Genomic DNA, 14,367 nt, shown 5'->3' with positions numbered 1-14,367 from the left:
CTATGCAAGCACCTGATATTTCAAGAGCAAAATCTGCTGAGCTATTTGAAAAAGCAAAACAATATTTCCCTGGAGGCGTAAACTCTCCTGTTAGGGCTTTCAAATCCGTATATGGTACCCCATTATTTATTGAGCGTGGCGATAAAGCACACCTGTGGGATGCTGACGGAAATGAATTCATCGATTTTTGTTGTTCATGGGGCCCCTTAATTTTAGGGCACAATAATGATCAAGTTCGTGAAGCTGTAGCGGCACAACTCGGGAAAGGCTTAAGTTTTGGCGCTCCCACTGCGTTGGAGAACCAACTGGCTGAGTTGATTATCGAAAACAATAGGTTTATTGAGAAAATTCGCTTTGTCAGTTCCGGAACTGAGGCCGTAATGTCTGCAATCCGTTTGGCTAGAGGCTACACGAAACGTGATAAGATCATCAAATTTGATGGCTGTTATCATGGCCACTCCGATTCTCTTTTGGTTAAAGCGGGTTCTGGTTTGGTCACTTTTGGTGAGACATCATCGGCTGGTGTACCTAAAGCATTTGCAGACGAAACCATTGTTATCGAATTAAACGATAAGCAAGCTTTAGAAGCTGCTTTTGCAGAATTTAAAGATCAGATTGCCGCAGTTATTATTGAGGGTATACCTGCAAACAATGGCTTATTGTTGCAATCTAAGGAATATGTTCACTTCTTACGTAATATCACCAAAGAACATGGTGCAATGTTGATTATGGATGAAGTGATCACGGGATTCCGTATTGGTTTTGAAGGTGCTTCGGCTTACTATGACGTACAACCAGATATTATTACCTACGGCAAAATTATTGGTGGCGGAATGCCTGTTGGTGCCTATGGAGCCTCAAAAGAATTGATGGCCTGTATATCTCCTGATGGTGCAGTTTACCAAGCCGGAACTTTATCCGGAAATCCAGTTGCTATGGCTGCCGGCATTGCCGCATTAGGTATCTTGGCACAAAAGGATTTCTACACAAATTTAAATGCCAAAACAGAAGCTTTCGTCAATGATATGCGTACTTATATTGCGGAGAAAGGATATAAAGTTCAACTTTTCCATGTGGCTTCTATTTTTTGGTTTGCCTTCACAGAACAGCACGAAATTAAAAAAGCGAGTGAAATCGATCCTAAATCGATGGAATCTTATAAAATTATGCACCGCGAATTGTTAAATCGTGGCGTATATTTTGGTCCTTCAGGCTATGAAGTAGGCTTTGTTTCTGATGCACATACAGCAGCGGATCTTGACCAGGCAAAAAAACATATTTTCGATGCTTTAGACATTGTCTTTAGTGCATAAAATCAAACTACTATAAAAAAGCCCTCCAGTATATTACTAGAGGGCTTTTTTTATAGGTTAGTGGAAGTATAGGCTCGAATCAACGTGCTTATTAGAGTTTGTTTGCCAGCTTCTTATCTTTAGATTTCATCTTATTTAGTCCGGCAATAAGTTCATCCAATGAAAACTTACCTTTGATATCCATAAAAACACTTTCATCTTCGTTATCATGAACGAGTAGAGAAACCCGCTGAATAACATTATTCTTATCAATACGCGCATTCAGCGAAATCTCCTGTCCATCCGTGTTAATAACCAGTAATTCCTCAAATTTGTTCTTCTTCAAAAACTTATGGTAATCGTCCAAAATCCGTGCATTCTTCGTTTTGTCATTATTTGAAAGTGTCAGCATTCTGAACTTCTTTAATTTCTTTACAATTTCAGCCATTGCACGAGACTCTTCATCATTATCGTCCTTTAAGGCTTTTTTCATAAAGGGTTTTGTTAACCACATCGGTAAATTAATGGCAACAATCTCAGCGTCGTCCGATACATTAGACCGGCTGACGAAATCCATATTGGAGGCTTTTTTTATCATGCATGACTGCATGGAGAAAAGAACGCCAACTAGGCACAACAAGGTTAGTAATCTTTTCATAATCTTCTACTTTTTGTTGTTATCACCTTTATTCTTACTCACTTTATTGTTCCCTTCGTTGACCAAGCTAGTCACGTCTTTCAACGGTATAGCCCCGTCAAGGATCATAAATAGATTTTGCCCATCTCCGTTGATCGTTAGTAACAGATTGTTTAAGATGTCGGCATTTGCAGACATATTTTCGACCATGAACCGGATATCCTGACCTTCATTATTGAGCGACATGAGTTCTTCATACTTTAAATTTGAAACTGCCCCTTGAATAATACCTGTTAAGGCTTTATCCTCCCCATCTTCAACAATCACCATCCGCAACGATTTAACATTCTTAAGTAGTGGTGTAATTGTCTGCATATCCTCATCGTCTATTTTCAAATTACCCAATAGCTTGAACATCGGCGCCCCGATTTTTAGTGTTGTCACACCTTTCTTTCCTTGATATTGTTCAAAAAGTTTATCCAATTTTGAAATTTGTGCATTTGCCATACTTGCTACAAGTAGAAGGCAAGCTATTAAAAAACCTTTCATTTTATTTTAGTTAATCGTTATTGACATTTGTTTTATATTCATTGCTTTATCTACACCATTTTCCAGATTATTTGCCAGTAAGCCTAAAGATTTTAGGGTCAGTTCAACAGCTTCCTGTTCGTTCGCGACAGGTTTCCCATTCAAAACCACATAATCTGCCTGATAGGGTTCACTTTCGACTGATTGCAGACTTTCAGCAACTATTTTCTTCTTTTCAGTCCATGCCTTCGCTCGTTTTTTAACTTTAGAATGTTTGAGCGTTTCTGCGATCTGTAACGTCTTACCGCTTTCCACCGAAGGGGTCCCATCATTAGCATTGGAAACTACCGTTTCTTCATTTTGTTGTTCGATCAGCTTCTTGTCCGCGGATTTTAGCTCTTTCATTTCCTTTTCGGCAAGTACAGGTACTCGCGTTGTTGGTTCCTGATTTAGGAATAGTGCAATTCCAATAGCCATTAACAACATGGCTGCTGCTGCATATTTTATCCAGCTATTATTCCACCAGATAATACGTTTCTTATCATCATTGATCTCACTTTGGAAGTCCTCAAAGGACCAATCCATTGTCCTATTCTTTTCCTGATTCAATGATTGAAAAAAAGCATCATCCGAGCTTTTCAATGCTCTTTCTTCCTCTAATGACGACTGGCCATTAAAGTACTTCTCTTCCAATTCTTTTAATTTCTTATCTTTCATCACTGTTCATCTTATTTTCAAAGACGATGAAACAATCGGGTTTATTTCTTATCAGAATAAATCCTCATGGTTTCATAATCGAATAATTTTGTCAATTGTTCTTTTACCTTCTGTCTAGCACGCATCAGATTAACTCTTACCGCAGACTCGCCCATCTCCAATACTTCACCGATTTCATCGATGTCATAATCCTCAACATCGCGCAGATGCATAACAAGCCGTTGTTTTTCGGGAAGGGAATTGATCATTTCAAGGATAATTTCTTTCGTATTCCCAACAGTATGTTCCGTCATGGTAACAACCTGATGCTGCTCAACAAAGTCTGCCCTAACCTTATCTTTTTTTAGACGATTGAGCGCTTCATTTTTAACACTCTGCATGCAGAAGGCTTCCATATTTTTATATTGAAGCAGCTGATCTTTTAATTGCCACAACCGCATCATCACATTTTGTACCGCATCAAAAGCCTCATCATCATCAACCAAGATCCGTTTCGCAAAGCGAAATAGCTTATCCTTATGGATGAAAACGGTATTTTTAAATTGCTCTTGGTTCATGTTATCGTCAATATTGAGACTTACGCTATTTTAATCTTCTAATCGGCTTTTGCCCCATCTCCGTATCACCTGTGCCTTTTATATTATCAAGACATTTCAGCTTATCGATTTATTACATCTAATATGACTATTTTTTTAAAAATATTTAATTCACTGTGTATTAAACTTCAATGAGTAGCCCAAACGGCCTATTTTTAACCTTATTACAAACAAAATAGGAACATAGACTGTTACTTAAGATGCTGAATGATTAAAAAATTAAACAAAAAAATTATGAAGTATTACAGAATTATCGGTATTACTGCTGCAGTAGCGCTCCTAGTAGGCGCTATCGGGTGTAACAACTCATCTACGAAAAGTACAGGTGGAGCTGACTCAAGCAGCAGTATGGACACAAATACTGCACAGAAAATGGACTCAATCACCGTTAGTCCTATTGCAGACTCGAAAGAATTTCCTGGAGCTGATCTGCAGATCGCCTCGATCACTGCAGAAAAGGTAGGAACAGACTCCGCAAAAGTAACTGTAAAATATGCGATTAAGAATTTCAAATTAACGGAGATGACCGATGATGCCCATGCTGCCCATATGGCAAATTCGCATGATGGGCAACATATTCATTTTATTTTAGACAATAAACCTTACACGGCTCTCTACAAGCCCGAGAACTCTGTAACAGTACCGTTAAATTCGGAACATTACCTGCTCTCATTTTTATCAAGATCCTATCATGAATCCATAAAAACCACTGAAGCTTCTAAATTGGTAAAATTTAAGATTGATGCAACGGGTAAATTGACGACGGATGCAACACCAAAGGAATCATCACTTTTCTATTCTCGACCTAAAGGTGAGTATAAAGGAGATGAAACAAAAAATCTCCTGTTAGATTTTTACGTAATCAATACCAAACTTGCTCCAGATGGCAACAAGGTAATTGCAGATATCAATGGCCAGACATTTACATTGGACAAATGGGGCCCATATGAGATAAAAGGCCTGCCAATGGGCAACAATAAAGTAAAATTGACTCTAGTAGATAAGGATGGTAATGCTGTTACCGGAGATAATGTTTCGGTAGAACGTGATATCAAACTGTCTGAAAAATAAATCCAGAGCTGTACAAAACAAAAAAGAGTCGCATTGAAATGCGACTCTTTTTTGTTTAGGATAAACTTTGAGCAACAATAAGGCATCGTCTTTATTCCTTTTTGATTAAGGTAGTTTGTCAAAATCAATTTCTGGTGCATTATTTTTATTCCGGAATTCAAACTTACTTCCTTGCTTAACAACGTCACTAAAGAAACCACCATTTCTAAGAAAGTATCCGTTTTTGTTGATGCCGCCGATTGCATCAATGCGCTGATTTGCACGATAGGTATTATCCACACTGAAAGAAGCCGCTTGTACAGCTTTCCATTGCCCATCATAGACCCATTGATTGCCAAACTCAACCTTTCTACCCAGGTAGCCTTGATTCGGACTAAAGTTCTCCAAGAAACTATGGAATCGTTTCAGGTAGGTATTTGTCTGCGGACGTTTGAAGCTTGCGATCACATTCCATGCATTCTCTTCAGGTACAAAAAACCAGGCGGTATAGTCGGTATTTCCTCTTCCATCGGGCACACCTTTCAAGAGAAACTTATAGGTTATACCTGCTTTCCAAAAGTACTTGCGGTAACTCTGCCCGCCTGACCCTTCATTTCCAAACTCGCCCGAATGCACATCCTTTCCTTTTTTTAGTAGATGGATTTTTTGCTCATCTGGAATACTTTTCGGATCATCTGTATGGAATGGACTCCATACGGAAAATAAGATACGTCGCTCGGTTTCTGAATTAACCTGTATACCAAAGTAGCCTTCGCCAAAACCATTCGCCATAAAATAGGAACCAACTTTATCTTCGCCTTGAGGGACGGTAACTTCATTATAATAGTAACTCACGTTGCCCTCCGTAGGAACGGTATAATTAAGATGACAGGAAGGTCCTCTTCGGGACCAGTAGTAATAGTCGGGGTTATCAGAATAGATAAGTCCTTCTGACGCGGCTTCACCGCTAACAAGTAGTTCTGTCACATTAGCAAAATTACTGCCCGATTTACTGACTCCTTTTAGGTCGACCCGAACATAACCGGGAGCCTTTATTTCAATGGACAGCGGAGCTGTTTCGGCAAGTTCATTTCCTTCAACATCTACAACGGCTTTTTTCCCTAGTGCGTCAATTTCTATTTTAGATTTCCCAGCATCATTTTTCGCTTTCAGCTTTAATGTCAATTTCCCTGCTTTCTGAGCCCGAAAATAAACCGATGCCACTTCCTGATTGCTTGACCATTTTACGAGGCCATTACGACCGGAAATTTCCGCATCACCGGCTTGCCCTGCGGTGATGAAAGCGTTCCCGGCTAGAGGAACGGCATACGTCTTCCCTGCTGTCTGTGCGATACCGCTTATCGAAAGACAGGATAAAGCTCCCAGAAAGAGATACTGGATAAAGTGTTTTCTTTTCATACTTTATTTTTTTTATCAATTTATATATCAACCTTAAGCTAGTTATACTACCTGCGGTTATTCATATTCGTCATAAACTCGAGATGCTATTACATTCTAATACTTCGCGAAACCGACTACTTTATTAGTTCCGAAATTCAATTTATCAGCTACCTTTATGCTGCACTTTACTATTGAATAAAGATGGTATCGGTTTGTGAAACTGGATTATTTGATGAAGATAAGGCTTAGATTTACAGAAAAAGAAAGGAAATGTATATCAATCGATTGTGTAAAAAAACGGCAATAATTGACCACCATTCCTTTCCATTTAAATGAACTATTATAAAATGAGATGTATATTTTAACATTTTAAAAATACGATCTAATCTTTTTGTGTATTTTTAGGATCAGAGTCCCCTTTTATAAAAGCTAAAATAGCAAGCTCCATGGACAAATCTGCTTATAGCACATCAAAACGTATCTTAGGACAAAAACAAATCTCCATATTGATCCATGGACTCGCCTGGCTTATTTTCTTATCCTTTCCAGTACTATTTTTTAACAACGGTCAATTGGAAATTAAGGAAATACTTTTTGCACCGGCATTTTGGATTTTCACAGGCTGTTTTTTAATCCTATTTTATGTCAATGCCTATGTACTGATTCCATACAGCATAAAGCATCGAAAATTTATCAGTTACGGAATCTCCATTATTTTGACAGGTTTGTTACTAGCTTGCTATCTTCAGCCCTTTGACCGGCTGATGCGTATTGGACGTCAACAATTACCGACCCCTGGGGACAGAGAATTTTCACCTAGGCATCATCCTGATTTTCCACCGCCACCATCTGCTAGGCATTTCCCATACCGAGGTCCAGGGCAATCCCCGGGACAACGGCCACAACCTATCGATATCGCTTCTGTGTATATTTTCCTGTTAACTATTAGCCTTGCCGCGCTCTATAGAATCGTAACCTATTGGATGGAAACGCAGCAAAAAATGCAATTGGTCGAACAAGACCGTATGAAGGCCGAACTTTCCTTTTTAAAAGCGCAAGTCCACCCCCACTTCTTGTTTAATACCTTAAATAATATTTACGCATTGGCACTGACCAATGATGATGCCGTCGCAAGTAGTATTCATCGTCTTTCGCAATTAATGCGTTATTACATGGATGAACGGCACAGTGATACGATTGACATCAAGATCGAAATCCAGGCTATACAAGATTTTATCAATCTCCAAAAGCTACGCATTGGCCCGAATTGTTCGATCAGTGAACACTATACGGGGCTCGAACACCCTAAAACGATACACGCATTTGTGCTGCTTCCTTTTGTTGAAAATGCGTTCAAATATGGATTAAGCACCATAGAGCCCTGCCAATTAAGTTTTGAGGTCATTCTAACGCCAACATCCTGCACATTAAATGTAAAGAATAGCATTGCTACACAGTCAACCGAACAACACCGCACAGGAACAGGCCTTAAAAATGTTCAACGTCTATTGGAACATTTTTATGCCGACAGGCACCGCCTGACGATCCAACAGGAGGATCATTCTTTTTTTGTTCAGCTTATCCTCTATATTTCTCCATAAATTGTTTTTATATTAGGCTATACGATTATGTATACATAAAGCAGTCTATCTTAATTTAATCGATGTTAACTTGCATAGCTCTTGACGATGAACCATTGGCTCTTCGTGTTATTTCTACGTTCACAGCAAAGCATCCCGCTATACAGCTTGCTGGAACCTTCAATAACCCCCATGAAGCGAAGTTGTATCTCGCCAATAACAGTGTTGATTTGATTTTTTTGGATATTGATATGCTCGAAATCAACGGTATTGATTTTGCAAAAAACTTAAATCCAAGACCCTTATTGATTTTCACTACGGCACATAAAGAATATGCGATAGATGGATTTGAACTTGATTCAGTAGACTATCTTCTCAAACCATTTGACTTCACTCGTTTTGAACGGGCTATCGATAAGGCAATGACACGTTCAGCTTCACAGAGCCATCGCCCTTTCTTAATCGTTAATGTGGAATATCAACGCATCAAAATCTACCTTGATGAAATTGAGTGTTTGGAAAGCATGCAAGATTATATCAAAATTCATCTCATACAAGGAAAAACAATATTGACTTTGTCGACGATGAAAGCCATGTTGGATCGTTTACCGCCAAATCAGTTTATCCGCATTCATCGCAGTTTTGTTATCGCGGTCAAACACATCATTACGTTTTCACAACGTAAAATACAATTACCCAACTTCACATTGAAAGTCGGCGATGGGTACTATAATGAAGTGATCAAATGTTTACGTGATTCGTCGATGCAATAAGCCTCTTTATCGACACTTAACATTATTTTACATCTCCGTCCACTACCTTGCTTCCATTCATAAAAAAGAAGAGATATGGAACGCAAAAATTTTATAAAAACCTTATCATTGCTGGCATTTACAGGTCCAATGGTCTGGGCAGCCTGCAAGAAAGACGATACCGCATCAACCACGGACGAGGGCACTGACGTCAATGTCGATTCAAGCTGTAGTGTGACACCATCTGAAACCGAAGGGCCCTTTCCGACAAAAACACCTTCAAGTTATGTCCGCTCAGATATACGCAAAGGTGATGGTATTGGGGCTAATATGCTCGGTTTAATTACTATTGTCAATACAAATAATAACTGTGCAGCACTAGAAGGTGCCTTAGTGGATATATGGCATTGTGATGTGGAAGGTAATTACTCGCAATATGGTGGAACACAAATGCAATCCAGCAACTATCAGTCTGTCAATTGGTATCGTGGTAGACAAGTTACCAATGCCAATGGACTTGTTTCTTTCCAAACCATCTTTCCGGGCTGGTATCAAGGCCGAGCAACACATATTCACGTCCATGTATATGATGCTACAGGTAAATCGCTATTAGTGACACAAATCGCTTTTCAAGATAGCCTGTGTCTTGAAGTCAATAATACAGGTTCATCTTATGGTTACAAAAAAGGTGTTTCAGGCTATACCTATAATGCCAATGACAACGTATTCAGCGATGGTGTTACCAAAGAAATGTCTACGGTCACAGGATCCTTATCTGAAGGTTTCCAAATGAAAATGACGATTCATGTTAATGCTTAACAGCCTGATCATGCAGAATATTAGAATCTATATCGCGGAACAGCGAGGGGAAACATCTACCGGAACACATTTAGTCAGGAGCACCCTCAATTATGGCTCCTTTGCTGCTCCTCACCCGGAAGCTATTGGTCGACTTCAACAGGTCAATAACTGGGAAGTTGCGCCTCAAGGCTCTTTGGATCTCCCGACCAATAAAGGTACGGTCTCGCTTTTGATTCCTTTGATTGGGGATCTACTTGTAACAATGAATGGCCAAACCTACACGGTACCCGTTGGGACAATCTTAATATGCAATCCTGGAAATAGTACGGCAATTCATATAAGGGCATCGTCCGAAACTGAAGGCCCAGTGACCTTTCAAGAATTTGGACTTAATTCGACAATACACACTCCTACACTACCTCATATCGTGGATCTTCCATTTACATCTTCATTTGAGAAAAACAAGATGTATCCTGTAGGCACCGATTTAGCTACTGATTTTCAGTTCTACTTCGGTGCATTTGCTGGAAAACATGATTTTGAATTACAAACTGGCCCAGACCACAAAAACGTATTTGCATTTACGTTAGATGGTAATTTTGAAATTGAAGAACGCATCCTTTATCCATTTGATGGTCTTTATCTACCATATTCAAACAATTTGGACATCGAATGTTTATCAGCAACTGGCCTTTTGGTAGTTTTGAGTTTCTAAAAATAATATCCATCATCAAAGTCCAACCTATCAATTCACTCTGATTCAATAGGCTGTCGACATAAGAGTCCGTTTTTTTGAAAAACGACATATCATTGTTCATAACTGGATAATGTACGTTTCGAAAGACCGATTCATAAAAAAAGTGAAGGGTCTACCCTTCACTTTTCCACACGATGTTAATAAAATGTTGAAAACCTCATTTCGCTTTTAAGGTGATCCCTCAAGTTACTCACAACTTGTTGATATTGCTGTTTAATATTTTAAAAATGGCTAAAAACCAACGCTTTTCAAGTTTAATCCTGTACGCTCGTCTAAACCGAACATTAAGTTCATATTTTGTACAGCTTGACCAGATGCTCCTTTCAGCAAATTATCGGTCGCATTTAAAATAAGGAGCTTATTTTCGTGCTTTTCGAGGTGGATAATACTTTTATTTGTATTAACGACCTGTTTGAGGTCAATATTTTTAGGACTGACATGTGTAAAAGGGTGAGCGGCATAATAGCTGTTATACAATGCGTAGGCCTGCTCTTCAGACAAATCGGTGTCTACATAAATTGCCGAAAAAATTCCGCGGGCAAAATCGCCACGTTGAGGAACAAAATTAATTTTTGCAGCAGCACGTTCCAACAATGATCCGTCTGACACCGGCAAAAATCCCGCTTGTAGCTGATCCAAGGACTCTGAAATTTCCTGCAAATGCTGGTGTTCAAAAGATTTGTAAGCAGAAAGGTTATTGTTACGCCAGGAGAAATGCGTTGTTGCACCTGGTTTTTGTCCTGCCCCTGTTGATCCAGTCGTTGCATTAACATGGATTTGATCAGGTAATAAGCCTTTACTCGCTAATGGCAATAAAGCCAATTGGATATTTGTTGCAAAGCACCCTGGATTAGCAATATACTGAGCCGTTTTGATTGCCTCTTTGTTTAGTTCCGGAAGCCCATACACGAATTGTTGACCTTGGAAAGCTGTATTCGCACGAAGACGATAATCTTGTGAGAGATCAATAATCTTCACGGATGCATCGATTGGATTTGCATCTAAAAATTTCCGTGCATCACCATGACCAACACATAAGAACAATACATCAATCGCGGAGTGAAAGTCCGAAGAGAAGGTCAATTCAGTATCACCAAATAGATCATTGTGAACTTCATATAACTTATTTCCTGCATTGGAAGCGCTATTAGCAAATACGATTTCCACCTCAGGATGATAAATCAATACACGTAATAATTCACCACCAGTATATCCTGCCGAACCAATTATTCCTACTCTTATCATTTTTTTGAATTTAGAATTTAGGTATGCATTATCACCTATCATGCCATGTACTTTTTCTTATCAAGTTTACTTTAAGAAAAAATACATGGCATAAAACACGGTTTATTTTTTATTCACTTTGTGCCAAATGATGGTTTGATTTCCAAAAATTTTGGAGAAACCTTTCACATCGTCACCTGTATAGCCCTTATTCATTTCACCATAGCTGCCGAATTTATTGGACATCAAATCGTGTTCAGACTCGACACCAATGACGACAAAACGGTATGGGTGAAGTTCAACAATCACTCGGCCAGTCACTGTTTCCTGTGAGGATTGCAAGAATGCTTCGATATCACGCATAACGGGATCGTGCATTTGGCCTTCGTGCATATAATTTCCGTAGAAAGCAGCGATTTGATCTTTCCAGGACAATTGCCATTTAGTTAAGGTATGTTTTTCTAAGGCATGATGTGCCTTGATTAAAATGACAGAAGCAGCGGCTTCAAAACCCACACGGCCTTTGATACCAATGATGGTATCACCAACGTGGATATCACGGCCAATACCGTATGGTTGAGCTATTGTCTGTAATTCTTGAATCACTTTAACGGAAGCCATTTTCTCACCATTTAATGCAATAGGCTCTCCTTTTTCAAAATCGATTGTAATTTGTTGCGGCTCTGAAGAAGTCACTGGAGTTGGCCATGCCGACTCTGGTAAGTATTGGTTGGATGTCAATGTTTCTGCTCCACCAACAGAAGTACCCCAAAGACCTTTATTGATGGAGTATTTTGCTTTTTCAGCAGAATACTCTACACCATGCTTATTCAAATATTCTATTTCGGCTTCACGCGACAATTGTAGATCACGGATTGGGGTGATAATTTCCACTCCTGGAATCAGGGTCTGGAAAATCATATCGAAACGTACTTGGTCGTTTCCTGCACCTGTAGATCCATGAGCAACACATTCAGCGCCAATTTTCTTTGCGTAGTTTGCAATTGCGGTTGCTTGGCATACACGCTCAGCAGATACTGACAATGGATAAGTCGCATTTTTTAACACATTGCCAAAAATCAAAAATTTAATAGTTTCGCGGTAATAGTCTGCCGTTTCGTCTATAGCTGTATGTGATTTCACACCTAAAGCATAAGCACGTTCTTCAATATTTTTTAATTCTTCATCCGAAAAACCACCTGTATTTACAACTACGGAATGAACTTCTAAACCTAAATCTTGTGTAAGATAAATACAACAGAATGAAGTATCTAATCCGCCACTAAATGCTAAAACTACTTTTTTCATTAGAATGTTATTTTATGAGTGTTTGTTTTCAACGGCTGATTTAAGCTCGTCTCACTCGGTTTTTTATTATTATGTTGAGAGAACCTTGAACTGATCTTGTTATTATGAACATCTTCAGTTACCTGTTACATCTATTTTCAATATAATCGCTCAGCCTTAGCTTAATATCCTTTTGCGACTTTGTTATGCTTCGGAAAATTGACAGCAATAAATTTATTGGCCGATTTCCAAAACTTCGCCTGTATACGCTTTAGCAGAGACTGTTTTTGTGTAATTCTTTCCAAACGTTCTTTCGCTTCATGCTTGCGCTGGATCTTCTCCCGCAATTCACGTTCTTTCTCTTCGGGATCCCAAAGCATAGCGGTACACATACAGTTTTTACGGTCTTTACTCATCAGGATCTCATAATTCACGCAGCTTTGACAGCCTTTCCAGAATTCATCATCGGAAGTCAATTCGGAATAGGGAACCGGTTCATAGCCCAGTTCTGAATTGATTTTCATCACGGCGAATCCGGTTGTCAAACCAAAGATCTTCGCTTTAGGGTATTTCTCACGTGAAAGCTCAAAGACTCTTTTTTTGATTGCTTTTGCCAAACCGACTTTTCTGAATTCGGGATTGACAATCAAACCTGAGTTAGCGACATAATCACCATGCCCCCAAGTTTCTATATAACAAAAACCTGCCCATCGGCCATCTCTATGTAAAGCAATCACTGCTTTACCTTCATTCATCTTGTTGGCAACGTATTCTGGTTTACGACGCGCAATACCAGTACCACGAGCCTTTGCAGACTCGAACATTTCGTCGCAAATAACCTCTGCATAGTGCGCATGCTCAGGTTTAGCCGGGATAATTAAAAAATCTGATATAGTCATTGACTTACGACCCTAATAATAAAACAACAACTACTGTCGTGTTTTGTTACTAAATAAATTAAAATAATGGATTCAAAACCATCGGACAATCATGGTCTTGCTTGGAAAGATTCACTACCTCAAATCAAGCCCGAGGTAGTATAGGTCGTCGGAGGCGTAAAACAGGTATTTCTACAAAAATGAAAGCACAAAAGACCTTCTTCATAAACTTCTCAAAAGTTTGAATATAAGAATAATCGTTCTTTTTGTTCTGTTTCATTTTTTTATGCTCTGTCAATTGTTTCTGACGATGCAAATGTATAAAAATATTTTTTTCTTTTCCACAATATTCTCATTGATTTTTTGCAAAAATTAAAAATTTACAATCCACCGTCAAAACCTTCCTGTAAGCTTCATTTTCAAGCAATTAATCCACAACAAGTCGGCAATAGAACCATCACATTAGCGATATTAATTTGACAATAAAACGGATAAAGGTTTAAGGCTTTATCAATTGAAATTGTTGTTTTTTCTATCGGTTCGTTATTTTTAGTCAAAAACGATACTTTTGTAGGGATCATTTAATGGAGAATAGTATGTCACCGAGTTTAATTTTCTATATTATTTTTGCCGTCCCTTACATTATCTTTATGTATTGGCTCGTCAAACAGGACAAACATAAATATGCCTGGGGAATAGCAATCATTACTATTGTTGCCCTATTAGCGATCTACGTATCGCAGAAAGCCAGTAAAGTGGCCATGGACAATTATCAACAGCATCAGATCGACTCTAGAGAGATCGAGCGGGAAGAGCGTTTACAAAAACAACAGGATAGCATTAATCATGCTCAACAATAAAAAAGCG

15 protein-coding genes are annotated in these 14,367 nt (G+C 38.8%); 7 read left to right on the top strand and 8 right to left on the bottom strand.

Annotation, left to right across the window (positions count from 1 at the left end):
- Window positions 1-2: 2 nt before the first annotated feature.
- Window positions 3-1,313, top strand: a complete 1,311-nt coding sequence (gene hemL / locus B4Z47_RS12285) for a glutamate-1-semialdehyde 2,1-aminomutase (protein WP_046674928.1) — start codon at window positions 3-5, stop codon at window positions 1,311-1,313.
- A gap of 91 nt (window positions 1,314-1,404) precedes the next feature.
- Here the strand turns inward: hemL and B4Z47_RS12280 are convergent, their stop codons facing one another.
- From B4Z47_RS12280 to B4Z47_RS12265, 4 genes are read right to left on the bottom strand one after another with little or no spacing between them, the layout of a single operon-like run.
- Window positions 1,405-1,950 (bottom strand): DUF4252 domain-containing protein, encoded by a 546-nt coding sequence (locus tag B4Z47_RS12280; RefSeq protein ID WP_083295802.1) that lies wholly within the window; start codon window positions 1,948-1,950, stop codon window positions 1,405-1,407.
- A gap of 6 nt (window positions 1,951-1,956) precedes the next feature.
- Entirely contained in the window at window positions 1,957-2,478 is a 522-nt protein-coding gene (locus tag B4Z47_RS12275) for a DUF4252 domain-containing protein (RefSeq protein ID WP_286727368.1), read from the bottom strand.
- A gap of 6 nt (window positions 2,479-2,484) precedes the next feature.
- Entirely contained in the window at window positions 2,485-3,174 is a 690-nt protein-coding gene (locus B4Z47_RS12270; protein ID WP_286710086.1) for a hypothetical protein, read from the bottom strand.
- Window positions 3,175-3,215: 41 nt separating this feature from the next.
- Entirely contained in the window at window positions 3,216-3,731 is a 516-nt protein-coding gene (locus tag B4Z47_RS12265) for an RNA polymerase sigma factor (protein WP_286710087.1), read from the bottom strand.
- Window positions 3,732-4,004: 273 nt separating this feature from the next.
- On the opposite strand from B4Z47_RS12265, the gene B4Z47_RS12260 reads away from it, so the two are divergent.
- Window positions 4,005-4,841, top strand: coding sequence for a hypothetical protein (locus B4Z47_RS12260; RefSeq protein WP_070562046.1), 837 nt, complete (start codon window positions 4,005-4,007; stop codon window positions 4,839-4,841).
- A 105-nt stretch (window positions 4,842-4,946) separates the two neighbouring features.
- Here B4Z47_RS12260 and B4Z47_RS12255 read toward each other — a convergent pair whose 3' ends face one another.
- Window positions 4,947-6,239 carry a DUF3472 domain-containing protein gene (locus B4Z47_RS12255; RefSeq protein WP_070561991.1) on the bottom strand — a complete coding sequence of 431 codons (1,293 nt, stop codon included), beginning with the start codon at window positions 6,237-6,239 and terminating at the stop codon, window positions 4,947-4,949.
- A gap of 428 nt (window positions 6,240-6,667) precedes the next feature.
- Between B4Z47_RS12255 and B4Z47_RS12250 the strand changes: the two genes are divergently transcribed.
- The 4 genes from B4Z47_RS12250 to B4Z47_RS12235 all read left to right on the top strand — a co-directional run bounded on the left by B4Z47_RS12250 (window position 6,668) and on the right by B4Z47_RS12235 (window position 10,069).
- The gene (locus B4Z47_RS12250) at window positions 6,668-7,822 is read left to right on the top strand and encodes a sensor histidine kinase (RefSeq protein ID WP_070561990.1); all 1,155 of its coding nucleotides are present in this window, start codon (window positions 6,668-6,670) and stop codon (window positions 7,820-7,822) included.
- A gap of 62 nt (window positions 7,823-7,884) precedes the next feature.
- Window positions 7,885-8,574 carry a LytR/AlgR family response regulator transcription factor gene (locus tag B4Z47_RS12245; protein WP_070561988.1) on the top strand — a complete coding sequence of 230 codons (690 nt, stop codon included), beginning with the start codon at window positions 7,885-7,887 and terminating at the stop codon, window positions 8,572-8,574.
- A gap of 75 nt (window positions 8,575-8,649) precedes the next feature.
- Complete coding sequence (locus B4Z47_RS12240; RefSeq protein ID WP_070561986.1) at window positions 8,650-9,372, top strand: intradiol ring-cleavage dioxygenase; 723 nt, start codon at window positions 8,650-8,652, stop codon at window positions 9,370-9,372.
- A gap of 10 nt (window positions 9,373-9,382) precedes the next feature.
- The gene (locus B4Z47_RS12235) at window positions 9,383-10,069 is read left to right on the top strand and encodes a hypothetical protein (protein WP_147281995.1); all 687 of its coding nucleotides are present in this window, start codon (window positions 9,383-9,385) and stop codon (window positions 10,067-10,069) included.
- 273 nt (window positions 10,070-10,342) lie between these two features.
- Here B4Z47_RS12235 and argC read toward each other — a convergent pair whose 3' ends face one another.
- The 3 genes from argC to B4Z47_RS12220 form a co-directional block, all read right to left on the bottom strand.
- On the bottom strand, window positions 10,343-11,356 hold the full coding sequence (gene argC, locus B4Z47_RS12230; protein ID WP_115049431.1) for an N-acetyl-gamma-glutamyl-phosphate reductase: 1,014 nt from the start codon (window positions 11,354-11,356) through the stop codon (window positions 10,343-10,345).
- A 102-nt stretch (window positions 11,357-11,458) separates the two neighbouring features.
- Window positions 11,459-12,643 carry an argininosuccinate synthase gene (gene argG / locus B4Z47_RS12225; RefSeq protein WP_075990906.1) on the bottom strand — a complete coding sequence of 395 codons (1,185 nt, stop codon included), beginning with the start codon at window positions 12,641-12,643 and terminating at the stop codon, window positions 11,459-11,461.
- Window positions 12,644-12,804: 161 nt separating this feature from the next.
- Window positions 12,805-13,521 (bottom strand): GNAT family N-acetyltransferase, encoded by a 717-nt coding sequence (locus B4Z47_RS12220; protein ID WP_070561978.1) that lies wholly within the window; start codon window positions 13,519-13,521, stop codon window positions 12,805-12,807.
- Window positions 13,522-14,096: 575 nt separating this feature from the next.
- Between B4Z47_RS12220 and B4Z47_RS12215 the strand changes: the two genes are divergently transcribed.
- The gene (locus tag B4Z47_RS12215; protein WP_075990905.1) at window positions 14,097-14,360 is read left to right on the top strand and encodes a hypothetical protein; all 264 of its coding nucleotides are present in this window, start codon (window positions 14,097-14,099) and stop codon (window positions 14,358-14,360) included.
- Window positions 14,361-14,367 lie beyond the last annotated feature (7 nt).

Origin of the sequence: Sphingobacterium sp. UBA2610, from assembly GCF_002339225.1 — a bacterium.
Classification (GTDB): Bacteria; Bacteroidota; Bacteroidia; order Sphingobacteriales; family Sphingobacteriaceae; genus Sphingobacterium; species Sphingobacterium multivorum.
Note: the sequence above shows the minus strand (reverse complement) of the source record. Positions and strands in the feature narration are given on the sequence as shown.